The sequence below is a fragment of the Micromonospora sp. WMMC264 genome (assembly GCF_027497275.1).
Classification (GTDB): Bacteria; Actinomycetota; Actinomycetes; order Mycobacteriales; family Micromonosporaceae; genus Micromonospora; species Micromonospora chalcea.
Genome location: NZ_CP114907.1, coordinates 695,234 through 712,406, shown reverse-complemented (window position 1 = coordinate 712,406; position 17,173 = coordinate 695,234). Strand labels below are relative to the sequence as shown.

The window sequence follows — 17,173 nt, the reverse complement described above, 5'->3', positions numbered from 1 at the left end:
ATCCACAACTGCCGCCAACCTCATGATCAACGCGGCGCGGGCGGGGTGAGGTGGGCTACCGCGCCGATCTCCAGGGCTGCCCAGACCGTGCCGTCGGGGGTGACCGTGAGGCCATGGGGCTCCGACGCGGGGGTGGGCAGATCGTGGGCGGTGATGTGGCCGTCGGGGTCGAGGTGGGCGATGCGGTTGGCGCCCCACTCGGTGAACCAGCAGCCGCCGGCCGGGTCGGCGACGATCGCGTGCGGGCGCGCCGCGCGGTCCGGCAGCGGGAACTCGTCGATCCGCCCGTCCGGCGTGATCCGGCCGACCTGCCCGGCGGCGATCTCGACGAACCAGAGCGCGCCGTCGACACCCCGGGTGATGCCGACCGGCCCGGCCGCCTCGGTGGGCAGCGGATGCAGCGTCACCGATCCGTCCAGGTCGATCCGGGCGATCGCGTTCGCCTGGTTGAGCGTGAGCCAGAGCGCGTCGTCCGGCCCGGCCGCGAGCATCGACGGGAAGCCCTTCTCCACCGGCAGCGGGACGGACGTCACCTCCCCGTCGACGCTCACCCGGCCGACCGTGTCGTCGCTCATGCCGGCGTACCAGAGCGCGCCGTCCGCGCCCACCGCCAGCCCGCACGGGCCGCAGCCGGGCGGCAGCGCCACCGAGCCGGTCTCACCGTCGACGGTGATCCGGCCGAGCCGGTCGTCGCCCGAGCGGGTGTACCAGAGTGCGCCGTCGGGGCCGCCGACGATGATCAGCGGTCGGCTGCCGGGTGGGTCGTCGCGGTAGGTCCGCACCTCACCGTCGGGGCCGAGCCGAGCGACGCCGCCGGAGCCGGCCAGCGCCAGCCAGAGCGCGCCGTCGGACCCGACCGTGATCGAGTACGGGCCGGAGCCCGGCCCGGTGAGCGGGATCTCGCGGATGGCAGGCTGTGTCATGGCGTGGCCTTTCGTCGGGTTTCGCCCAGCCTCGCGGGCACTCCGGCACACCGGCAACACGAATAAAACGGGCCTTCCGGACGGGATTGCCAGCCTGCTGACAGGTTCGCCACGGGTTGCCCTCAGTTCCGGGGCTCACTGTCGGTGACGTCATCGCACCACCACCGAACAGGAGAATCGCATGATCCGCACGATGTCGAAGAAGCACCTGCTGGCCGGCCTGGCCGCTGCCGGCGTGCTCGGCGTCGGGATCGCCGCCCCGACGGTGGCGCTCGCCGACGACAAGAACCCGAAGCCGTCCTCGAGCGCCAGCAGCACCGACCAGGGTGACGAACGCCGCCAGAAGCACGCCGACCGGCAGGCCGAGTTCGCCGAGGCGCTCGCCAAGGAGCTGGGCGTGTCGACCGACAAGGTCACCGCGGCGCTGGAGAAGCTGCACGAGCAGCGGCAGGGCGACCGCCCGGAGCGGCCGGAGCGGCCGTCGACCGAGGACCGGCAGGCCGCGCTGAAGGAGCGCCTGGACCAGGCCGTCACCGACGGCAAGCTCACCCAGGAGCAGGCCGACGCGGTGCTCAAGGCCGCCGAGGCGGGCGTGTTCCCGGGTGGCCCCGGCCACGACGGCAAGGGCGGCCCGCACGGCGAGCGCGGCAAGGGCGGCCCGGACGGCAAGTGACCGCACGGCCACGCCGTTTCCCGCCGGCCGGCCCTCCTCGTGACCGGCGCCGGCGAGGCCACCGCCTGACACCAGGCGGGCGGGACAGAGGCGCCGCACCGGGACTCCCCGGTGCGGCGCCGGTCGTCGTCCCCGTGACACCGCAGCCGGCGGCACGGGGACGGCAGTAAATCAGCGAGCGGTCGCGTACGCGGCGCAGCCGATCAGTTCGAGGGAGACCTGGAGTCGCTCGAGGCTGATGTTCTTGGCGATGGTGTCCTCCGGGGTGTGGTACGGCGGCTCCAGCAGCGCCGGGCTCGTCTCACCCCGCCAGGAGAAGTTGGCGCTGGCGATGCCGACCTCCTGGAAGGACTGGTGGTCGCTGGAGCCGCGCTGCGTCACCGGCGACATCCGCGGGTCGTAGCCGAGGCGTACACCGGCGGCGGCCACCTCGTCGGTGGCCCGGTTGGACTGGCCGGTGAAGGACAGCAGCCAGTAGAGGGTGGCCGGGTCCCAGCTCGTGGCGACCATGTCGTTCTGGTACACCGCCAGGAAGCGGTCCCGCTCGGCCTGCGGGAGCTGCCGGACGTGGTGACGCGAGCCGAGCAGGCCCTGCTCCTCCGAGCCCCACAGCGCGAACCGCAGGGTGGCGTCGACCGGGATCGCCTTCATCACCCGGGCCAGTTCGAGGCAGAGCACCGTGCCGGAACCGTCGTCGTTGGCGCCGGGGGCGCCGATGACAGTGTCGTAGTGGGCGCTGACCATGACGACCGGCCCGTTCGCGCCGGACCGCCCGACCCGCTCCGCGATGACGTTGTGGGACGTCAGGTTGCGGTGCGCGACGGTGGAGATCGTGAGCGTGAGCCGCCCGGCCGCGAGCAGGGCACGCAGCCGCTCCTTCTGCGCCTGCGCGACGCCGACCACCGGGATCGGCACCGGCGTGCCCGCCGAGCCCGGCAGGGTCGGCGAGAACGCGCTGCTGCGCCGGGGCGGCACCCCGTCGGCGGCGAGGAACACCACGGCGGCCGCGCCGCGCGCCACAGCGGTGGCGACCAACTGCTCGCGCCGGGCGGCCACGTAGTCGACGAGCACGATCTGGCCGGTGACGCTCGCCGGGTAGTTCTCTTCAGCACCCGCGCCCACGTCCACCACGTCACCCTGGACTGTGGTGTCCAGCGCGGCCTGCGGGGAGGCGCCGGCCTGCCAGTTCAGGTCGGTGGGCAGCCCGGCCGGCGAGGCGAGCTGGGCGAGGAACTTGTCCGCCACCGCGAACGGCTCCAGCCGAACCTGGTAGCCGAGGCGGTCGAGCTGCTTGGCGATGTAGTCGGCGGCACGCCGCTCCGAGGCGGTCCCGCCGATACGCGGCCCGATCTCCTCGCTGAGGACGCGCAGGTGCGCCAGCGCCCGCTCGGCCGAGACCTGGGCGATGATCTTGCGATCGTCCGACGTGAGCGCCGGCTTCCGGCTCGATCCGGGGCGCTTGTCGTCGGCCGCCCAGGCCGGCGCGGGCAGGGCCACGGTGGCGGCGCCACCGAGAGCGATGGTCAGCATGCGGCGTCGGTTCACAGTGGATCCGGTGATGTCCGTGGCGGGGGAAGAGGGGTGGCCGTCGTTGGTCATACGCTTCTCCTGACTGTGCGAGCCGGCCGGCGTTGGCCGTCCGACTCGGAGGATCTTGAACATAACCCGAGGTAGGGGGCGCATCCAAGATCCTCTCCGGCGATCACCGGACCCGACATCGACCGGTCTCTCGCCCGCCGTCGCTCCACGGTGGCCGGCCGCCACGGGTGGACGGACCGGGGTCAGCCGCCGGCCGGCGGGGTGAAGACGCCGAGCAGGTTGCCCGACGGGTCGCGCAACAGGGCCCGCACCAGACCGGCCGGCGTGGTCACCGGCCCCGTCACCACGACGCCGCCGGTCGCCTCGGCCCGGCGGCAGATCTCCGCGACGTCCGCCACCTCGGCGTAGAAGATCGCGTAGTTGCCGGCGTCGGTGCCCCGGATCGCGCCGCCGATCCCCCGCTCACCGCCGGCGGTCGTCTGCCGGTACGACCCGGCCGGGCCGCCCTGCTCCTCGAAACTCCAGCCGAACAGGTCGGCGTAGAACCGCTGCGCCTCGTCCGGGCGGTCGGAGCTGATCTCGAACCAGGTCACGGGCGTGCTGGACATGCTTCCTCCTGAGGTTCGCGCCGGCGGTCGGCCGGCGTCGTCAGGAATCAGCGTGGTGCCGGGACACGACAGCGTCCTGTCGGTGTTTCCACAGGGATCAGACCAGGGTGAGCGGGCGCACCCGGTCGACCGGCACGTCGAGGTCGTCAGCACACCACTCCCGGGTCACCGGCTCGGCGAGCGGGCGCACCGAGCGGATCCGGTCGGTGCGGAAGCAGCGCACACCGTCGCGCAGCCGGCACCAGGCGACCAGATACCAGTGCACCGAGTTGCCCAGGTAGGCCAGCGGCTCCACGTCACGTGCCGAATCGGCGCCGTCGCGGTCGGCGTACCGCAGGCGCAGCACCCGCCCGGCGGCGACCGCGTCGGCGACGACGGCCGGGACGGGCGTGCCCGGCCCGTCGCCGACCAGGTGCACCCGGCCGGCGAGCCGGTGCGCCTCGGCCACCGCGGCCGGTGGCATCACCGCGACCAGCTTGCGCAGCGCGGCGCCGGCCGCCGCGGCGAACGGGGAGCCGCCGAGCCGGTGCAGCGCGACGGCCATCGCCACGGCCTCGGCCGCCGTCAGGTTGACCGGCGGGAGCGTGCGCGCCCGGTCGACGACGTAGCCGCCGGTGCGGCCCGGCTCGGCCCAGATCGGCACGCCCGCGCCCTGCAACGCGGAGATGTCCCGCTCGACGGTGCGGGTGCTGACCTCGAAGCGGCGGGCCAGCCAGCTCGCGCTGCGCGGGCGCGGCGACACCGCCCGCAGCTCCTCGACCAGGGCGTAGAGGCGATCGGTGCGGTTCACCCCCGGACGCTAACCCGGGGGTACGACACCGCTCAGGCGATGCAGGCGCAGACGATCAGCGCGGCGCCGAAGTGGGTGGCGGCGCTGACTTTGGCGGCCGGGTGCGGCTCCTCGGCGGCGATCACGTCGCCCAGCCGGCCCGGGGTGAGCAGGTCCAGCACCAGGAACGCCAGCGCCATCACCAGCAGGCCGACCAGCCCGAAGACCACAGTGGAGGCGAGCCCCTTGGTGAACGAGCTGTAGCTGGTCAGCACGGCGGTGAAGACGATGCCGGCGATGCCGAGCTGGTTCGCGGCGAGCAGCAGCGCGGCGTTGCCGTTGCGGCGTACCCAGATCAGCTCCCGCAGCTTGCCCGGGGTGAGCACATCCACGAGCAGGAATCCGGCGGCCATCAGCGCCACCCCGACGATCCCGAACACGATGCTCTGCCACGCCCCGTCGAGCAGGTCTCCCAGCACCCAACGCCTCCCCGGCTCACCCGCCCGGCCAGGTGCCGGGACGGTGCCGCAGACGATAGCGGCACCGCGCCAGGATGATCTAGAGAGACAGGTAGCGCTGCCGCTCGTACGGGGTGACCTCGCGGCGGTACTGCTCCCACTCGGCCCGCTTGTTGCGCAGGAAGAAGTCGAAGACGTGCTCGCCGAGCACCTCGGCGACCAGTTCGGAGCCGGCCATCACGTCGATCGCCTCGGCCAGGTTCTCCGGCAGCGCCTCGTAGCCCATGGCGCGGCGCTCCGCGCTGCTCAGCGACCAGACGTCGTCCTCGGCGCCCGGCGGCAGCTCGTACCCCTCCTCGATGCCCTTGAGGCCGGCGCCGAGCATCACCGCGAACGCCAGGTAGGGATTGGTCGCGGAGTCCAGCGAGCGGACCTCGACCCGGGCCGAGTTCGGCTTGCCGTACGCGGGCACCCGCACCAGCGCGGACCGGTTCAGGTGACCCCAGCAGACGTACGCGGGGCTCTCGGTGATCCGGTCCGGCAGCGCCTGCGGGAACAGCCGCTTGTACGAGTTGACCCACTGGTTCGTCACCGCGGTGTACTCCCGCGCGTGGGTGAGCAGCCCGGCGATGAACGACTTGGCGACCTTCGACAGCTTCATCGGGTCACCGGCGTCGTGGAACGCGTTGCGCTCCCCCTCGAACAGCGACAGGTGGGTGTGCATGCCGTTGCCGGGCTGGTCGGTGAACGGCTTCGGCATGAAGCTGGCCTGCACGCCGGTGGAGAGCGCGACCTCCTTCACCACGTGCCGGAAGGTCATGATGTTGTCGGCGGTGGTGAGCGCGTCGGCGTAGCGCAGGTCGATCTCCTGCTGGCCGGGGGCGACCTCGTGGTGGCTGTACTCCACCGAGATGCCGATCCGCTCCAGCGCCAGCACCGCCTGGCGGCGGAAGTCCCGCGCGACGGCGTGCGTGGTGTGCTCGAAGTAGCCGCCGGTGTCCACCGGGATCGGCACCGAGCCGTCCTGCGGGCCGTTCTCCAACAGGAAGAACTCGATCTCCGGGTGGGTGTAGAACGTGAAGCCCTTGTCCGCGGCGCGGGAGAGCATGCGGCGCAGCACGTGCCTCGGGTCGGCCCAGGACGGGCTGCCGTCGGGCAGCGAGATGTCGCAGAACATCCGGGCGCTCTCGCCGCTGACGCCGCCCTCGAACGGGAAGACCTGGAACGTCGTCGGGTCCGGCATGGCGACCATGTCCGACTCGAAGACCCGGGCGAAGCCCTCGATCGCGGAGCCGTCGAAACCGATGCCCTCGTCGAAGGCCGCCTCCAGCTCCGCCGGGGCCACCGAGACGCTCTTGAGCGTGCCGAGCACATCGGTGAACCACAGCCGGACGAAACGGATGTCCCGCTCTTCCAGCGTACGGAGGACGAACTCCTGCTGACGGTCCACTTCCACCCCTCGTTACACGTACGTCCGCACCGGCGCCGGGCCGGCTCGGCCTGACCGCCCAGTCTCCACCGGGCTCGTTACGCCGACGTTACGCCCTCCCCGGCCGGCCGTCCCGCCGTGTCCGCCGCGCTGGGACGCGCGGGCCGGCACGCCTGTCTGCCCCAACCGGTCGGATTCGGCCGGGAGGGCTGGGGGAAGATGAGGACATGCCCACCCTGCGTCTCGCTCTGTGCCAGGTCAACCCGACGGTAGGCGACCTCGCCGGCAACGCCGGCCTGGTCCGCGAGTGGACCCGCCAGGCGGCCGGCTCCGGCGCCCAGCTCGTCCTGTTCCCCGAGCTGATGCTGACCGGCTACCCGGTCGAGGACCTGGTCTTCCGCCGCTCGTTCGTGGCCGCGTCCCGGGCCGCGCTGCACCGGCTCGCCGCCGACCTCGCCGCCGACGGCCACGGTGACCTGCCGGTCCTGGTCGGCTACCTGGACGCCGACGGCCCGCCGCAGGTCAGCTCCGACGCGGAGCCGGGCAGGGGCGCCCGCAACGCGGCGGCGCTGCTGCACCGGGGCGAGGTCGTCGCCACCTACTTCAAGCACCACCTGCCCAACTACGGCGTGTTCGACGAGGACCGCTACTTCGTCCCCGGTGACACGCTCACCGTGGTGCGCGTCGGCGGGGTGGACGTGGCGCTGACCATCTGCGAGGACCTGTGGCAGGCCGGCGGGCCGTTCGCGGCGGCGCGGCAGGCCGGCGTCGGGCTGGTGCTGAGCATCAACGGCTCGCCGTACGAGCTGAACAAGGACGACGTGCGGCTGCCGCTGGTGCGCCGGCGCGCCGCCGAGGCCGGGGCCGCCATCGCGTACGTGAACATGGTCGGCGGCCAGGACGAACTGGTCTACGACGGCGACTCGATGATCGTCGCCGCGGACGGCACGCTGCTGGCCCGGGCGCCGCAGTTCGTCGAGCACCTGCTGGTGCACGACCTGGAGCTGCCGGCGGCGGCCGGTGCGCCCGGCGAGGCCGGTGGGCTCAGTGACGGCATGCGGGTGGTCCGCGGCGAGGTGGCGACGATCCCGGCCGCGCCGCCCGGACCGGCTGCGGACGGCGGCATCATCGAGCCGGTCGCCGACGAGGCCGAGGTGTGGCACGCGCTGGTGCTGGGCCTGCGCGACTACGTCGACAAGAACCGCTTCCCGTCGGTGGTGCTCGGCCTGTCCGGCGGCATCGACTCGGCGGTGGCGGCGGCCATCGCCGTGGACGCGGTCGGCCCGGAGCGGGTCGTCGGCGTCTCGATGCCCAGCCAGCACTCCTCCGAGCACTCCCGCACCGACGCGGAGGACCTGGCCAAGCGCACCGGCCTGGACTACCGGGTCGAGCCGATCCAGCCGATGGTGGACACGTTCCTGGCGAACATGTCGCTGTCCGGGGTGGCGGTGGAGAACCTCCAGGCCCGGGTACGCGGCGTGATCCTCATGGCGCTGTCGAACCAGGAGGGCCACCTGGTGCTCACCACCGGCAACAAGAGCGAGCTGGCGGTGGGCTACTCGACGCTGTACGGCGACTCGGTGGGCGGCTACAACCCGGTCAAGGACGTCTGGAAGACGCTGGTGTGGCGGCTGGCGAAGTGGCGCAACGCCGACGCGGCACGGCGCGGGCAGACGCCGCCGATCCCGGAGAACTCGATCGGCAAGCCGCCGTCGGCCGAGCTGAGCCCCGGCCAGCTCGACAGCGACACGCTGCCCGACTACGACGTGCTCGACCCGATCCTCATCGGCTACGTCGACGGCGACCTGGGCCGCGACGGCCTGGTCGAGTCCGGCCACGACCCGGCCGTGGTGGACAAGGTGCTGCGGATGGTGGATACCGCCGAGTACAAGCGGCGGCAGTCCGCGCCGGGCACCAAGATCTCCATGAAGGCGTTCGGGCGGGACCGGCGGCTGCCGATCACCAACCGGTGGCGCGAGGACGGCTGACCGCTCCCGGCCGGGGAGTGACATCCTCCACTCCGATCTGCCCGCGGGCCGTCGCCCGGTGCGACGATCGCGGGGAACCCGGGGACCGCGTGCGCGGCCTCGAGGAAGGAGATTGTCATGGTGGAGTCCACCCCGGCCGAGGTGACGGCGCTCTACGGCGGCCCGGCGACCCGGCGGGTACGCACCCGCGACCTGATCGCCGCCAAGGAGCGCGGCGAGCGCTGGGCGATGCTCACCTCGTACGACCAGTACACCGCCTCGATCTTCGACCAGGCGGGCATCCCGGCGCTGCTGGTCGGCGACTCGGCGGCGAACAACGTGTTCGGCTACGAGACCACGCTGCCGGTGACTGCCGAGGAGCTGCTGCCGCTGGTCCGCGCCGTGGTACGGGCCACGAAGCAGTCGCTGATCGTCGGCGACCTGCCGTTCGGCTCGTACGAGGAGGGCCCGGCGCAGGCGCTGCGCACCGCGGTGCGGTTCATGAAGGAGGGCGGCTGCCACGCGGTGAAGCTGGAGGGCGGACGGCGCTGCGCGGCCCAGATCGAGGCCATCACCGGCGCCGGCATCCCGGTGATGGCGCACATCGGCTTCACCCCGCAGAGCGAGCACACGCTCGGCGGCTACCGGGTGCAGGGCCGGGGCGAGGCGGCCGAGGAGGTGCTCGCCGACGCGCGGGCGGTGGCCGAGGCGGGCGCGTTCGCGGTGGTGCTGGAGATGGTGCCGGGCGAGGTCGCCAAGCGGGTCACCGCCGAGCTGGCCATCCCCACCGTCGGCATCGGGGCCGGCCCGGACACCGACGGGCAGGTGCTGGTCTGGCAGGACATGGCCGGGCTGCGGACCGGCCGGGCGCCCCGCTTCGTGAAGCGCTACGCCGACCTGGCGGGCGCGCTCACCGACGCCACCCGCCGGTTCGCCGACGAGGTACGCGGCGGCGATTTCCCCGCGGCCGAGCACACCTTCTGAGGGTGTAAGGAAGGGCCCCTTCTTAACGCCTGGCGTAGAGGAGGGGCCCCTTCTTAACACGCGCGCGCGGCGCGCGGCGCGCGCCGCGCGGCAGTTCAGAGATCGGTGACGCGGATGCCGGCGTGCGCCTTGTAGCGCTTGTTGATCGCGATCAGGTTGGCGGTGAACGCCTCGATCTGGTGGGCGTTGCGCAGCCGGCCGGCGTAGATGCCCCGCATGCCGGGGATCCGCGCGGCCAGCGCGGCCACCACGCCGGCCACCTCCCGGTCCTCGGTGCAGATCAGCACGTCGAGGTCGATCCGGTCGATCTGCGGGTCGGCCAGCAGCGGCGCGCTGACGTGGTTGAACGCGGCGCACACCCGGGACTCGGGCAGCAGCCCGGCGGCCTGCTGCACCGCGCTGCCCTCTGGTACGTCGAGCGCGTACGGGCCCTGCTTGTCGAAGCCGAGCGGGTTGACGCAGTCCACCACGATCTTGCCGGCCAGCGGCTCGGCGAGCGCGGCGACGGTGACCGCGTGCCCGTCCCACGGCACCGCCACGATCACCACGTCGCTGCGCCGGGCCACGTCCTCGTTGTCGCCGCCGGACACGATGGCGCCGTCGGGCACCCCGGGCAGGGCGGCGATCTCGGCGGCGGCCTGGGAGGCCCGCTCCGCGGTGCGGGAGCCGATCAGCACGCTCTGCCCGGCGCGGGCGAACCGGTAGGCGAGACCTCGTCCCTGGTCGCCGGTGCCACCGATGATGCCGACGGTCAGCCCGGAGACGTCGGGCAGCGTGGTCGCGTCGTAAGCCATGCGCTCATCCTCGCAAAGCGAGGCGGCGTGCGGTGCATCCCGATGCTGTGACAATGGCCGCTGGTCAGGCCCGTTCGAAGGCGACCCGGCGCTGGGCCGGGTCGGCGACGGTGAGGCGTACCCGGACGCGCTCGCCCAGCGGCAGCTCGCCGGTGCAGCGGGCGCGGACCGGCGGCTCGTCCAGCGCGATCGTGCCGCCGGGCGGTCGGCCGGACCGGCCGTTGCCCGCCGGGCGCGGCTCGTCGACGTCGAGCACGGCCGCCTCGAACGTCTCCCCCACCCGGTGCGCGAGCAGCACCGCCTCGGCCAGTTCCACGGCGCCGCGGCTGGCCGCGCCGGCGGTCCGGTCGGTCGTGGCCATCACCTCGGGCAGCTTCGGCAGCGCGGCCCGCACCTGCTCGGGCACCTCCCGGCCCTCGTGCAGCGCCAGGCAGACCTCGGTGGCGTAGCGGTCGGCCAGCCGCCGCAGCGGCGCCGTGACGTGCGCGTACGCGGCCGCCACCCCGCCGTGCTCGGGCTGCTCGGGCAGCTCACCGTCGAACGCGGTGTACGCGGCGCCGCGCATCAGCTCGGCGGCCTGGTCGACGAAGGCGGCCACCCGGGGCTGGGAGGTGTCCAGCCCGTCGAGCACCTGACCGACGGGGGTGCCGTCCGGCCAGGGCACGCCGAGCGGTCCGGCGGCCAGCCGCAGCCGCTCGACCGCCTCCGCGCGGGGACGCGGCATGGTGCGCAGCAGCCCGATCCGGCCGGCCAGCATGATGTCGGCCGCCGCCATCCCGGTCAGCAGCGAGATCTGGGCGTTGTGCTCCTCCATCGGGCCGGGGCCGCGCAGCACCAGCCGCCACCCGTCGCCGTCGGGTTCGACGTCCTGCTCCGGCAGCGGCAGGTTGATCGCGCCCCGGCTCAGGCCACGGGCGGTGAGCAGCGCCCCGATCTCGGGCAGCAGGGCGATCGGCTCGGGCAGCCGGCCGGCGTCGGCGTCGCGCTGCACGCCGCCGTAGTCGAGCTTGGCCCGGCTGCGCACCAGCGCCCGCTCCAGCGTGACCGCGACGGTGGCGCCGTCGGCGTCCAGGTCGACGGTCCAGAGCACCGCGGCCCGGTCGGCGTCGGGCAGCAGGCTGGCCGCCCCTTCGCTGAGCGTGTGCGGGTGCAGCGGCACGTTGCCGTCGGGCAGGTAGACCGTCTGCCCCCGGCGCCACGTCTCGGCCTCCAGGTCACCGCCGAGGCGTACGTGGGTCAGCACGTCCGCGATCGCGTACCGGACGCGGTAGCCGCCGCCGGGACGGCGGGCGAGGTGCATGGCCTGGTCGAGGTCGCGCGAGGTCGCCGGGTCGACGGTGACGAACGGGACGTCGGTCCGGTCGGCGACGGCCGGTGGCGGCGCGGCTGCGGCCGCGTCGGCCTCGCGCTGCGCCGCGGCCGGGAAGCTCTCGGGCAGTCCCAGCTCGCGGCGCAGCGCGCCGAAGTCGATACGGGGCGCCAGTACGCGTCGGATCACCACGTGGTCAATCCTGACAGCGCCCCGCTCGTTCCGCCCTTCGGGGCGAGCGCCGTGTCCGTGCGGCGCCCCGCGGGAGGGCGGCGGGGGTCAGGCGCGGCGGGCCGGCGCCTTCCGGGCGGTGCTCTTGGCGGTGGTGGTCTTGCGGGCGGGCGCCTTCTTGGCCGCCGTGGTCTTCTTCGCCGTGGTGGTGGTCTTGCGCGCGGTGGTGGTCTTGCGCGCGGGCGCCTTCTTCGCCGCCGTCTTGCGCGCCGTGGGGCGGGTCGAGGCGGTGGCCTTCTTCGCCGGAGCCTTCTTCGCCGCTGTGGTCTTCTTGGCGGCGGTGGTCTTCTTCGCCGCCGCGGTGACCTTCCGCGCTCCGGTCGCCTTCGTCGCCGCCGCCGTCTTCTTCGCGGTCGTCTTGCGGGCCGGCGCCTTCTTCGCGGTGGTGCTCTTGCGCGCGGTGACAGTCGACTTCGCCGCCGTGCTCTTCCGGGCGGCGGTGGTCTTCTTCGCGGCCGTCGTCTTCTTCGCCGCGGTGGTCTTCTTCGCCGTCGTCTTCTTCGCGGTGGCCTTCTTGGCGGGCGCGCTCTTGGCGGTGGCCCGGCCGGCCGGCGCCGTCCGGGTACCAGCCTTCTTCGCGGCCGTCTTCTTGGCGGTCGTCCTGGTGGTGGCCTTCGTGGCCGGCGCCCCGCGGACCGCCGACACGACCTTCTTGGCGGCCGCCTTCTTCGCCACCGCCTTCTTCGCCGGCGTCCGTCCGGCGCCGGCGCCCGAGGCGTTCGGCGACGCCTTGGTGACCGTCGTCGACCTGCCCGCGGCGGTCCTCTTCGCGGTCGTCCGTTTCGCGGCCGGGCGGGTGGCCTGCTGTGCTTCGGCCATCTCGGTTCCCTTTCCTGGGGACGTGCTCCCGCCCTCGCGGGAGCACGGATCACCTCGACGCGGGCCCTCCCGCGCCGTCTAGCGGCCCTCCCCGGCCCAACGGGCGTCCTCGGCGTCCCACGCGTCGTTCCGCTCCCGCACCGTCTGCAGGGCGTTGTCCGCGTCGGCGGCTGAGGCGTACGGTCCGAGAACGTGCCGTGCGGGACACACGTCGGCATCGGTCTCGACCCGGTGGTGTCGCGTGCACCAGTAGTAGTGCCCACCACTTCCGTCGTCGCTCATGCGATCACTGTGCACTGGTAACCGCCCGTCCGCCACCGGAACGGCCCAAATAGTCACGCTTCTCCACATTAGACCTGGTCGGGACGGTTGCGGTGGGGAACCGCGCAAGCCCGTCCTCGTCCGAACGGCGGGTACCGCCAGTGGTGCGAACCGGACAGGATCGGCGCTCGTGATCACCATGACGACGGGCACGGGGGCCTGTCCGCGCTGCGGCACGACGCCGGTGTCGCTGGACGGGGCGTTGCCGTGGTGCCCCGGATGCGACTGGAACCTCGACACCTACGACGCGCGCCGCCAGGCGCCCGAGTTCGGCTGGTCGCCTGTCGACCGGCGGACCCACCGGCTCGCCGCGCGGCTCACCCGTCAGCAGTACGCCGCCCTGGTCGCCCGGTCGCTGAAGTCGACCGGGCCGGGGTTCGCCAGCCTCCTCGTCACCGGCATCTCGGTGCTGCTCCTGCTCGGTGTGGCCGGGCTCGCGGTGGCCGGCGTGTGGCTGCTGTTCGCGTACCCCTTCCCGAACCTCGCCGTGGTCGGCGGCGTGGCGCTGATCGCGCTGGCGGTGGCGCTGCGCCCGCGCTTCGGCCGGGTCGACGGCGACCTGGACGTGCTCACCGCGCAGGAGGCGCCGGAGCTGCACGCCCTGGTCCGCGAGGTGGCGTCCGCGGTGGGCGCGCCGATGCCGCACGTGATCGGCGTCGACGGCGGCATCAACGCGTACGCGACAGCGGTCGGGCTGCGCCGGCGGCGCGTGCTCGGCCTCGGGCTGCCGTTGTGGGGTGCCCTGGACGGGCCCGCGCGGGTGGCGCTGTTGGGGCACGAGCTGGGCCATTTCGTCAACGGCGACGTACGGCGCGGGCCGGTCACCCAGCCGGCGCTGACCATGCTGGGCAACGCCGCCGACCTGTTCCGGCCCCGGGGCGGCTCCGACGGCGGCGGGCTGCTGGTACGGCCGTGACGCTCACCGAGGAACGGGCCGCGCGGATCGACGCCGAGCTGGCACGGCACTACGAGCGGGCGGGCCGGGCGCTGAGCTGGAACTCCTGACCCTTCAGGCGAGAGCCGGGACGGGCGCGGCGGCCGCCGCCGGCCGGGCCGCCGCGATCGCGTACGCCAGGACGTAGGGCGTGCACGCCAGGTAGAACATCGGCTCGACGAGCACCCGGTCGGTGATGAGGAACCGTTCCCAGCCGGTCGGCCGGGGCAGCCCGAACGACGAGTCGGTCCAGCAGGTGAACAGCCACAGCGGCGCGGAGATCCGGTCCACCGAGTCCGGCGGCAGGCCGTCCGCCACGGGCGCGCCGGCCGGGATCGAGGTGACCACCGCGAGCACCACCGCCGCGTCGGCCGCCACCAGCGCGCCGAGCAGCCCGGCCAGCCACGCGGCCCGGACCCGGCCCCGGCGTGCCAGCGCCCCGGCGGCCCACAGCGCCGCGACCAGCAGCGCCAGCCAGAGCAGCACCCCGGGCACCTTCTCCCCCACCCGGCTCTCGCCCCGGGCGGCGAGCAGCGCCGACGTGGCGGTCACCGTCGCGGCGATCGGCAGCACCACGCCGAGCGCGGTGGGCAGCGCCCCCACGCGTACGGTCCGGCGCGCGGCCCGGGCGACGACGAGCGCGAGCGCCACGCCGAGCAGCGCGGTGAGCGCCGACCAGGCCGGCAGTTGCGCGGCGGCGCGCATCTCCAGCCACCCGTGCGCCAGGGCCATCGCCGCGGCCGCGGCCACGAGGACCGCGAGGCAGGCCGGCGGCGCGAACAGCAACACCCCGGCGGTACGCGCCACCCGCCGGGTCACCACGCCGGGTCCGCGCCGGCACGTTCGGCGGGTACGAGGGCACGCAGCTCGGCCAGCGCCAGCCGGGCCGAGCGGATGCCCTCCCCGGTGAGGCGGTAGTAGCGGCGGGCCGGGCGGCCGGCGGCGACCGGGTCGACGGCCTCCCAGTCGGCGGTGAGCCAGCCGGCCGCCTGGAGGCGGTGCAGCACCGGGTAGAGCGTCCCGCTGGGCAGGCCGGTGAGCCGCATCAGGTCGAGGCCGTAGCGCGGCGCCTCGGGTTCGGCGAGCAGCGCCGAGAGCACCTTCGCCACCGGGATGGTCAGTCGCACAGCGGCACTCTATCGGAACTCTACATAGCATGGATGCACCGTCTTGCCGGGACGGACGGCGATCGGCGATGGACGGCGTGGTCCCTCCCGCGGGACCGGTGGCCCGTCCGGAGGGCCCGCTCAGGTGGATCACCGGTGGTCCGTGTGCACCTCGCACCTCCATATGCGAGCCTCGACGGACGAATCCGCTGTCGCGCTTCCAGCGGACAGCGGCCCGAGTTGGGGAGAGAAATCGTGGGCAACCTTGACATCGCGCTGAAGAACGCGATGAACATCGACGGCGCGATCGGCGCCGCGCTCGTCGACTACACCAGTGGCATGACCCTCGGCGTCGCCGGTGGCACCGGCGAGATCGACCTGACCGTCGCCGCCGCCGGGAACACCGACGTCGTACGCGCCAAGCTGCGCACCATCGAGATGCTCAAGCTCGACGACGAGATCGAGGACATCCTGATCACGCTCGGCAGCCAGTACCACCTGATCCGCCCGCTGAGCAACCGCACCGGCAAGGGCCTGTTCCTCTACCTGATGGTCAGCAAGAGCCGGGCCAACCTCGCGATGGCGCGGCACCAACTGCGCACGATCGAGGAGAGCCTGGAACTGTGAGCCGGGTGGACGACCTCCCCCGCCGTACGCGCCCCCAGACCGGCACCCTGCCGCCACCACGCGCGCTTCCGCCCTCGCTGGCCGGCAACCCGACCCTGCCGTACCCGGCCATCGCCCAGGAACTGTCCGCGCTGCGGTTGCAGATCCCCGGCGTGCACGGGTGCGTCCTCGGCGGCGTCGACGGCCTGCTCGTCACGCACAACCTGCAGAACGGCGCCGACCCGGACGACCTGGCCGCGCTCGCCGCCACCACGTACGGGCTCGGCCGCCAGGTCGGGCTCCGGCTCGGACAGGGCGACTTCCAGCAGTCCACGGTCCGCAACGCGGGCGGCTACCTCAGCGTGTACGCGATCAACGGCCAGGCCCTGCTCGCCGTGGTCGGCACGGACAGCATCAACGTGGCGCGCCTGCACCTGCACGCCCCGACCACCGCGGCCAAGCTCGCCGAGCTGCTCGACGGGGTCAGTCCGACCACGTCCTGACGTACGCCGGCCGCTCGGTCCCACCCGTCCGAACCGAGCCGGCCGGCGTACCCCAGGTTCGGTAGCTTGTGCGCGGCGGTCGCCCGCTCCGGCGCGGCCGTCCCGTGCTCGGTGGTCCCGTGCCCGGCGGGTCAGACGCCGAAGCGGCCGGCCCACGTCGTCACGTCGGCCACCGTGGCGTTGCCGCCGCAGACCACCAGGCCCAGCCGGGCGTCACCGCCCACCCGCTCGACCACCCGGCGGGCGGCAGGAAGCAGACAACCGGCGGCCGGCTCGGCCCACACCTTGGCGTGCTCGGCCAACTCCAGCGTGCCCCGCACCGCCTCGGCGTCGGAGACCACGAGGACGTCGCTGACCAGCGCGGTCACGTGATCGTAGGTGAGCTGCGAGACGCTGGGCGCGCTGAGCGTGGTGACGATCGACGACAACGGCACCTCGACCGGGCCGCCCTTCGCCAGGGCCTGCGACATCGCCTGCGCGCCCTCGGTCTCCACGCCCCAGACGCGTACCCCCGGCCGGCGCGCCCGCAGCGCCGCCGCCACGCCCGAGATCAGCGCGCCCCCGCCGATGCTGACCAGCACGTCGGTCAGCTCACCGGCATCCTCGGCCAGCTCCAGCCCGACAGTGCCCTGCCCGGCCAGCACGATCGGGTCGTCGAACGGGTGCAGCAGCGTCACACCCTCGTCCCGCAGCCGGTTCATCAGCGCGAACGCGCCGGCCATGTCCTCGGTCAGCCGCACGTCCGCCCCGGCCCCGCGGGCAACCTCGACCGCGCGGGCGGGCGCGTTGCGCGGCATCACCACTGTCGCCGCCACCCCGAGCGCGCCGGCCATCACCGCGACCGCGATGCCGTGGTTGCCGCCGCTGACCGCCACCACCCCGGCCGCCCGTTCGGCGTCGTCGAGCGCGAGCAGCTTCGCCGCCGCGCCCCGGGCCTTGAACGATCCGGTACGTTGCAGCAGCTCCAGCTTGGCGGTCACAGGTACGCCGAGCAGCTCGGTCAGTCCCGGGCTGGGCAGGGTCGGCGTGTGCACCACGACGTCGGCGATCCGATCGGCGGCCGCCTGGATGTCCGCAAGCTCGATCACCACCGCAGCGTGCCACAAGCAACCCGCCGGCTTTCCCCCCGCCCTTGCCCGCTCTCCCCGCCCTCCCCGTCCCCCCACCTCTCGCTCTCCCCGTCGATCTTGGAGTTGTGGT

Annotated in this window: 19 protein-coding genes; 6 read left to right on the top strand and 13 right to left on the bottom strand. The window is 73.7% G+C overall.

Going from position 1 to position 17,173, the window contains the following annotated elements; genetic code table 11:
• Positions 1–26 precede the first annotated feature (26 nt).
• Positions 27–923, bottom strand: a complete 897-nt coding sequence (locus O7542_RS03415; RefSeq protein WP_281605692.1) for a virginiamycin B lyase — start codon at positions 921–923, stop codon at positions 27–29.
• A gap of 181 nt (positions 924–1,104) precedes the next feature.
• Here O7542_RS03415 and O7542_RS03410 point away from each other — a divergent pair, with 181 nt between their 5' ends.
• A complete protein-coding gene (locus O7542_RS03410; protein ID WP_043329298.1) occupies positions 1,105–1,596 on the top strand; it encodes a hypothetical protein in 492 nt (163 codons plus the stop codon).
• 171 nt (positions 1,597–1,767) lie between these two features.
• Here O7542_RS03410 and O7542_RS03405 read toward each other — a convergent pair whose 3' ends face one another.
• From O7542_RS03405 to glnA, 5 genes are all read right to left on the bottom strand, one after another.
• Positions 1,768–3,126 carry a M28 family peptidase gene (locus tag O7542_RS03405; protein ID WP_043329296.1) on the bottom strand — a complete coding sequence of 453 codons (1,359 nt, stop codon included), beginning with the start codon at positions 3,124–3,126 and terminating at the stop codon, positions 1,768–1,770.
• 251 nt (positions 3,127–3,377) lie between these two features.
• A complete protein-coding gene (locus tag O7542_RS03400; RefSeq protein ID WP_064448280.1) occupies positions 3,378–3,743 on the bottom strand; it encodes a VOC family protein in 366 nt (121 codons plus the stop codon).
• A 97-nt stretch (positions 3,744–3,840) separates the two neighbouring features.
• Positions 3,841–4,533 (bottom strand): WYL domain-containing protein, encoded by a 693-nt coding sequence (locus tag O7542_RS03395; RefSeq protein WP_113972568.1) that lies wholly within the window; start codon positions 4,531–4,533, stop codon positions 3,841–3,843.
• Positions 4,534–4,565: 32 nt separating this feature from the next.
• Entirely contained in the window at positions 4,566–4,991 is a 426-nt protein-coding gene (locus O7542_RS03390) for a DUF350 domain-containing protein (protein ID WP_043329290.1), read from the bottom strand.
• 79 nt (positions 4,992–5,070) lie between these two features.
• The gene (glnA, locus tag O7542_RS03385; RefSeq protein WP_036344036.1) at positions 5,071–6,420 is read right to left on the bottom strand and encodes a type I glutamate--ammonia ligase; all 1,350 of its coding nucleotides are present in this window, start codon (positions 6,418–6,420) and stop codon (positions 5,071–5,073) included.
• A gap of 206 nt (positions 6,421–6,626) precedes the next feature.
• Here glnA and O7542_RS03380 point away from each other — a divergent pair, with 206 nt between their 5' ends.
• Together O7542_RS03380 and panB are read left to right on the top strand one after the other, a co-directional pair.
• On the top strand, positions 6,627–8,387 hold the full coding sequence (locus O7542_RS03380) for an NAD+ synthase (RefSeq protein WP_281605691.1): 1,761 nt from the start codon (positions 6,627–6,629) through the stop codon (positions 8,385–8,387).
• A gap of 117 nt (positions 8,388–8,504) precedes the next feature.
• Positions 8,505–9,350: a 3-methyl-2-oxobutanoate hydroxymethyltransferase gene (gene panB, locus O7542_RS03375; protein ID WP_281605690.1), complete on the top strand. Its 846-nt coding sequence runs from the start codon at positions 8,505–8,507 to the stop codon at positions 9,348–9,350.
• A 95-nt stretch (positions 9,351–9,445) separates the two neighbouring features.
• On the opposite strand, the gene npdG is transcribed toward panB, so the two are convergent.
• From npdG to O7542_RS03355, 4 genes are all read right to left on the bottom strand, one after another.
• Positions 9,446–10,144 carry an NADPH-dependent F420 reductase gene (gene npdG, locus O7542_RS03370; RefSeq protein ID WP_069088968.1) on the bottom strand — a complete coding sequence of 233 codons (699 nt, stop codon included), beginning with the start codon at positions 10,142–10,144 and terminating at the stop codon, positions 9,446–9,448.
• A 64-nt stretch (positions 10,145–10,208) separates the two neighbouring features.
• Positions 10,209–11,645 carry an RNB domain-containing ribonuclease gene (locus tag O7542_RS03365; protein WP_274479136.1) on the bottom strand — a complete coding sequence of 479 codons (1,437 nt, stop codon included), beginning with the start codon at positions 11,643–11,645 and terminating at the stop codon, positions 10,209–10,211.
• Positions 11,646–11,732: 87 nt separating this feature from the next.
• Complete coding sequence (locus O7542_RS03360; protein ID WP_113972572.1) at positions 11,733–12,503, bottom strand: histone; 771 nt, start codon at positions 12,501–12,503, stop codon at positions 11,733–11,735.
• 78 nt (positions 12,504–12,581) lie between these two features.
• The gene (locus tag O7542_RS03355; protein ID WP_018787041.1) at positions 12,582–12,785 is read right to left on the bottom strand and encodes a hypothetical protein; all 204 of its coding nucleotides are present in this window, start codon (positions 12,783–12,785) and stop codon (positions 12,582–12,584) included.
• 178 nt (positions 12,786–12,963) lie between these two features.
• Between O7542_RS03355 and O7542_RS03350 the strand changes: the two genes are divergently transcribed.
• Positions 12,964–13,740: a M48 family metallopeptidase gene (locus tag O7542_RS03350; protein ID WP_281605689.1), complete on the top strand. Its 777-nt coding sequence runs from the start codon at positions 12,964–12,966 to the stop codon at positions 13,738–13,740.
• Between the two features lie 93 nt (positions 13,741–13,833).
• On the opposite strand, the gene O7542_RS03345 is transcribed toward O7542_RS03350, so the two are convergent.
• Together O7542_RS03345 and O7542_RS03340 are read right to left on the bottom strand one after the other, a co-directional pair.
• Positions 13,834–14,580: a hypothetical protein gene (locus O7542_RS03345; protein WP_274479139.1), complete on the bottom strand. Its 747-nt coding sequence runs from the start codon at positions 14,578–14,580 to the stop codon at positions 13,834–13,836.
• Positions 14,574–14,885, bottom strand: a complete 312-nt coding sequence (locus tag O7542_RS03340) for a PadR family transcriptional regulator (RefSeq protein ID WP_043329277.1) — start codon at positions 14,883–14,885, stop codon at positions 14,574–14,576. The genes O7542_RS03345 and O7542_RS03340 overlap by 7 nt, the downstream gene beginning before the upstream one ends.
• Before the next feature lie 234 nt (positions 14,886–15,119).
• Here O7542_RS03340 and O7542_RS03335 point away from each other — a divergent pair, with 234 nt between their 5' ends.
• Together O7542_RS03335 and O7542_RS03330 are read left to right on the top strand one after the other, a co-directional pair.
• A complete protein-coding gene (locus O7542_RS03335) occupies positions 15,120–15,491 on the top strand; it encodes a hypothetical protein (protein ID WP_013287772.1) in 372 nt (123 codons plus the stop codon).
• The gene (locus tag O7542_RS03330; RefSeq protein ID WP_043329275.1) at positions 15,488–15,973 is read left to right on the top strand and encodes a roadblock/LC7 domain-containing protein; all 486 of its coding nucleotides are present in this window, start codon (positions 15,488–15,490) and stop codon (positions 15,971–15,973) included. The genes O7542_RS03335 and O7542_RS03330 overlap by 4 nt, the downstream gene beginning before the upstream one ends.
• 131 nt (positions 15,974–16,104) lie before the next feature.
• Here the strand turns inward: O7542_RS03330 and O7542_RS03325 are convergent, their stop codons facing one another.
• Positions 16,105–17,061: a threonine/serine dehydratase gene (locus tag O7542_RS03325; protein ID WP_281605688.1), complete on the bottom strand. Its 957-nt coding sequence runs from the start codon at positions 17,059–17,061 to the stop codon at positions 16,105–16,107.
• Positions 17,062–17,173 lie beyond the last annotated feature (112 nt).

What these genes read in the sequence shown, in the direction of transcription:
- O7542_RS03405 (WP_043329296.1), bottom strand. Translation starts at nt 3,126, where the DNA reads ATGCTGACCATCGCTCTCGGTGGCGCCGCCACCGTGGCCCTGCCCGCG.
- O7542_RS03360 (WP_113972572.1), bottom strand. Translation starts at nt 12,503, where the DNA reads ATGGCCGAAGCACAGCAGGCCACCCGCCCGGCCGCGAAACGGACGACC.
- O7542_RS03355 (WP_018787041.1), bottom strand. Translation starts at nt 12,785, where the DNA reads ATGAGCGACGACGGAAGTGGTGGGCACTACTACTGGTGCACGCGACAC.
- O7542_RS03410 (WP_043329298.1), top strand. Translation starts at nt 1,105, where the DNA reads ATGATCCGCACGATGTCGAAGAAGCACCTGCTGGCCGGCCTGGCCGCT.
- O7542_RS03400 (WP_064448280.1), bottom strand. Translation starts at nt 3,743, where the DNA reads ATGTCCAGCACGCCCGTGACCTGGTTCGAGATCAGCTCCGACCGCCCG.
- O7542_RS03415 (WP_281605692.1), bottom strand. Translation starts at nt 923, where the DNA reads ATGACACAGCCTGCCATCCGCGAGATCCCGCTCACCGGGCCGGGCTCC.
- O7542_RS03380 (WP_281605691.1), top strand. Translation starts at nt 6,627, where the DNA reads ATGCCCACCCTGCGTCTCGCTCTGTGCCAGGTCAACCCGACGGTAGGC.
- panB (WP_281605690.1), top strand. Translation starts at nt 8,505, where the DNA reads ATGGTGGAGTCCACCCCGGCCGAGGTGACGGCGCTCTACGGCGGCCCG.
- O7542_RS03350 (WP_281605689.1), top strand. Translation starts at nt 12,964, where the DNA reads ATGACGACGGGCACGGGGGCCTGTCCGCGCTGCGGCACGACGCCGGTG.
- npdG (WP_069088968.1), bottom strand. Translation starts at nt 10,144, where the DNA reads ATGGCTTACGACGCGACCACGCTGCCCGACGTCTCCGGGCTGACCGTC.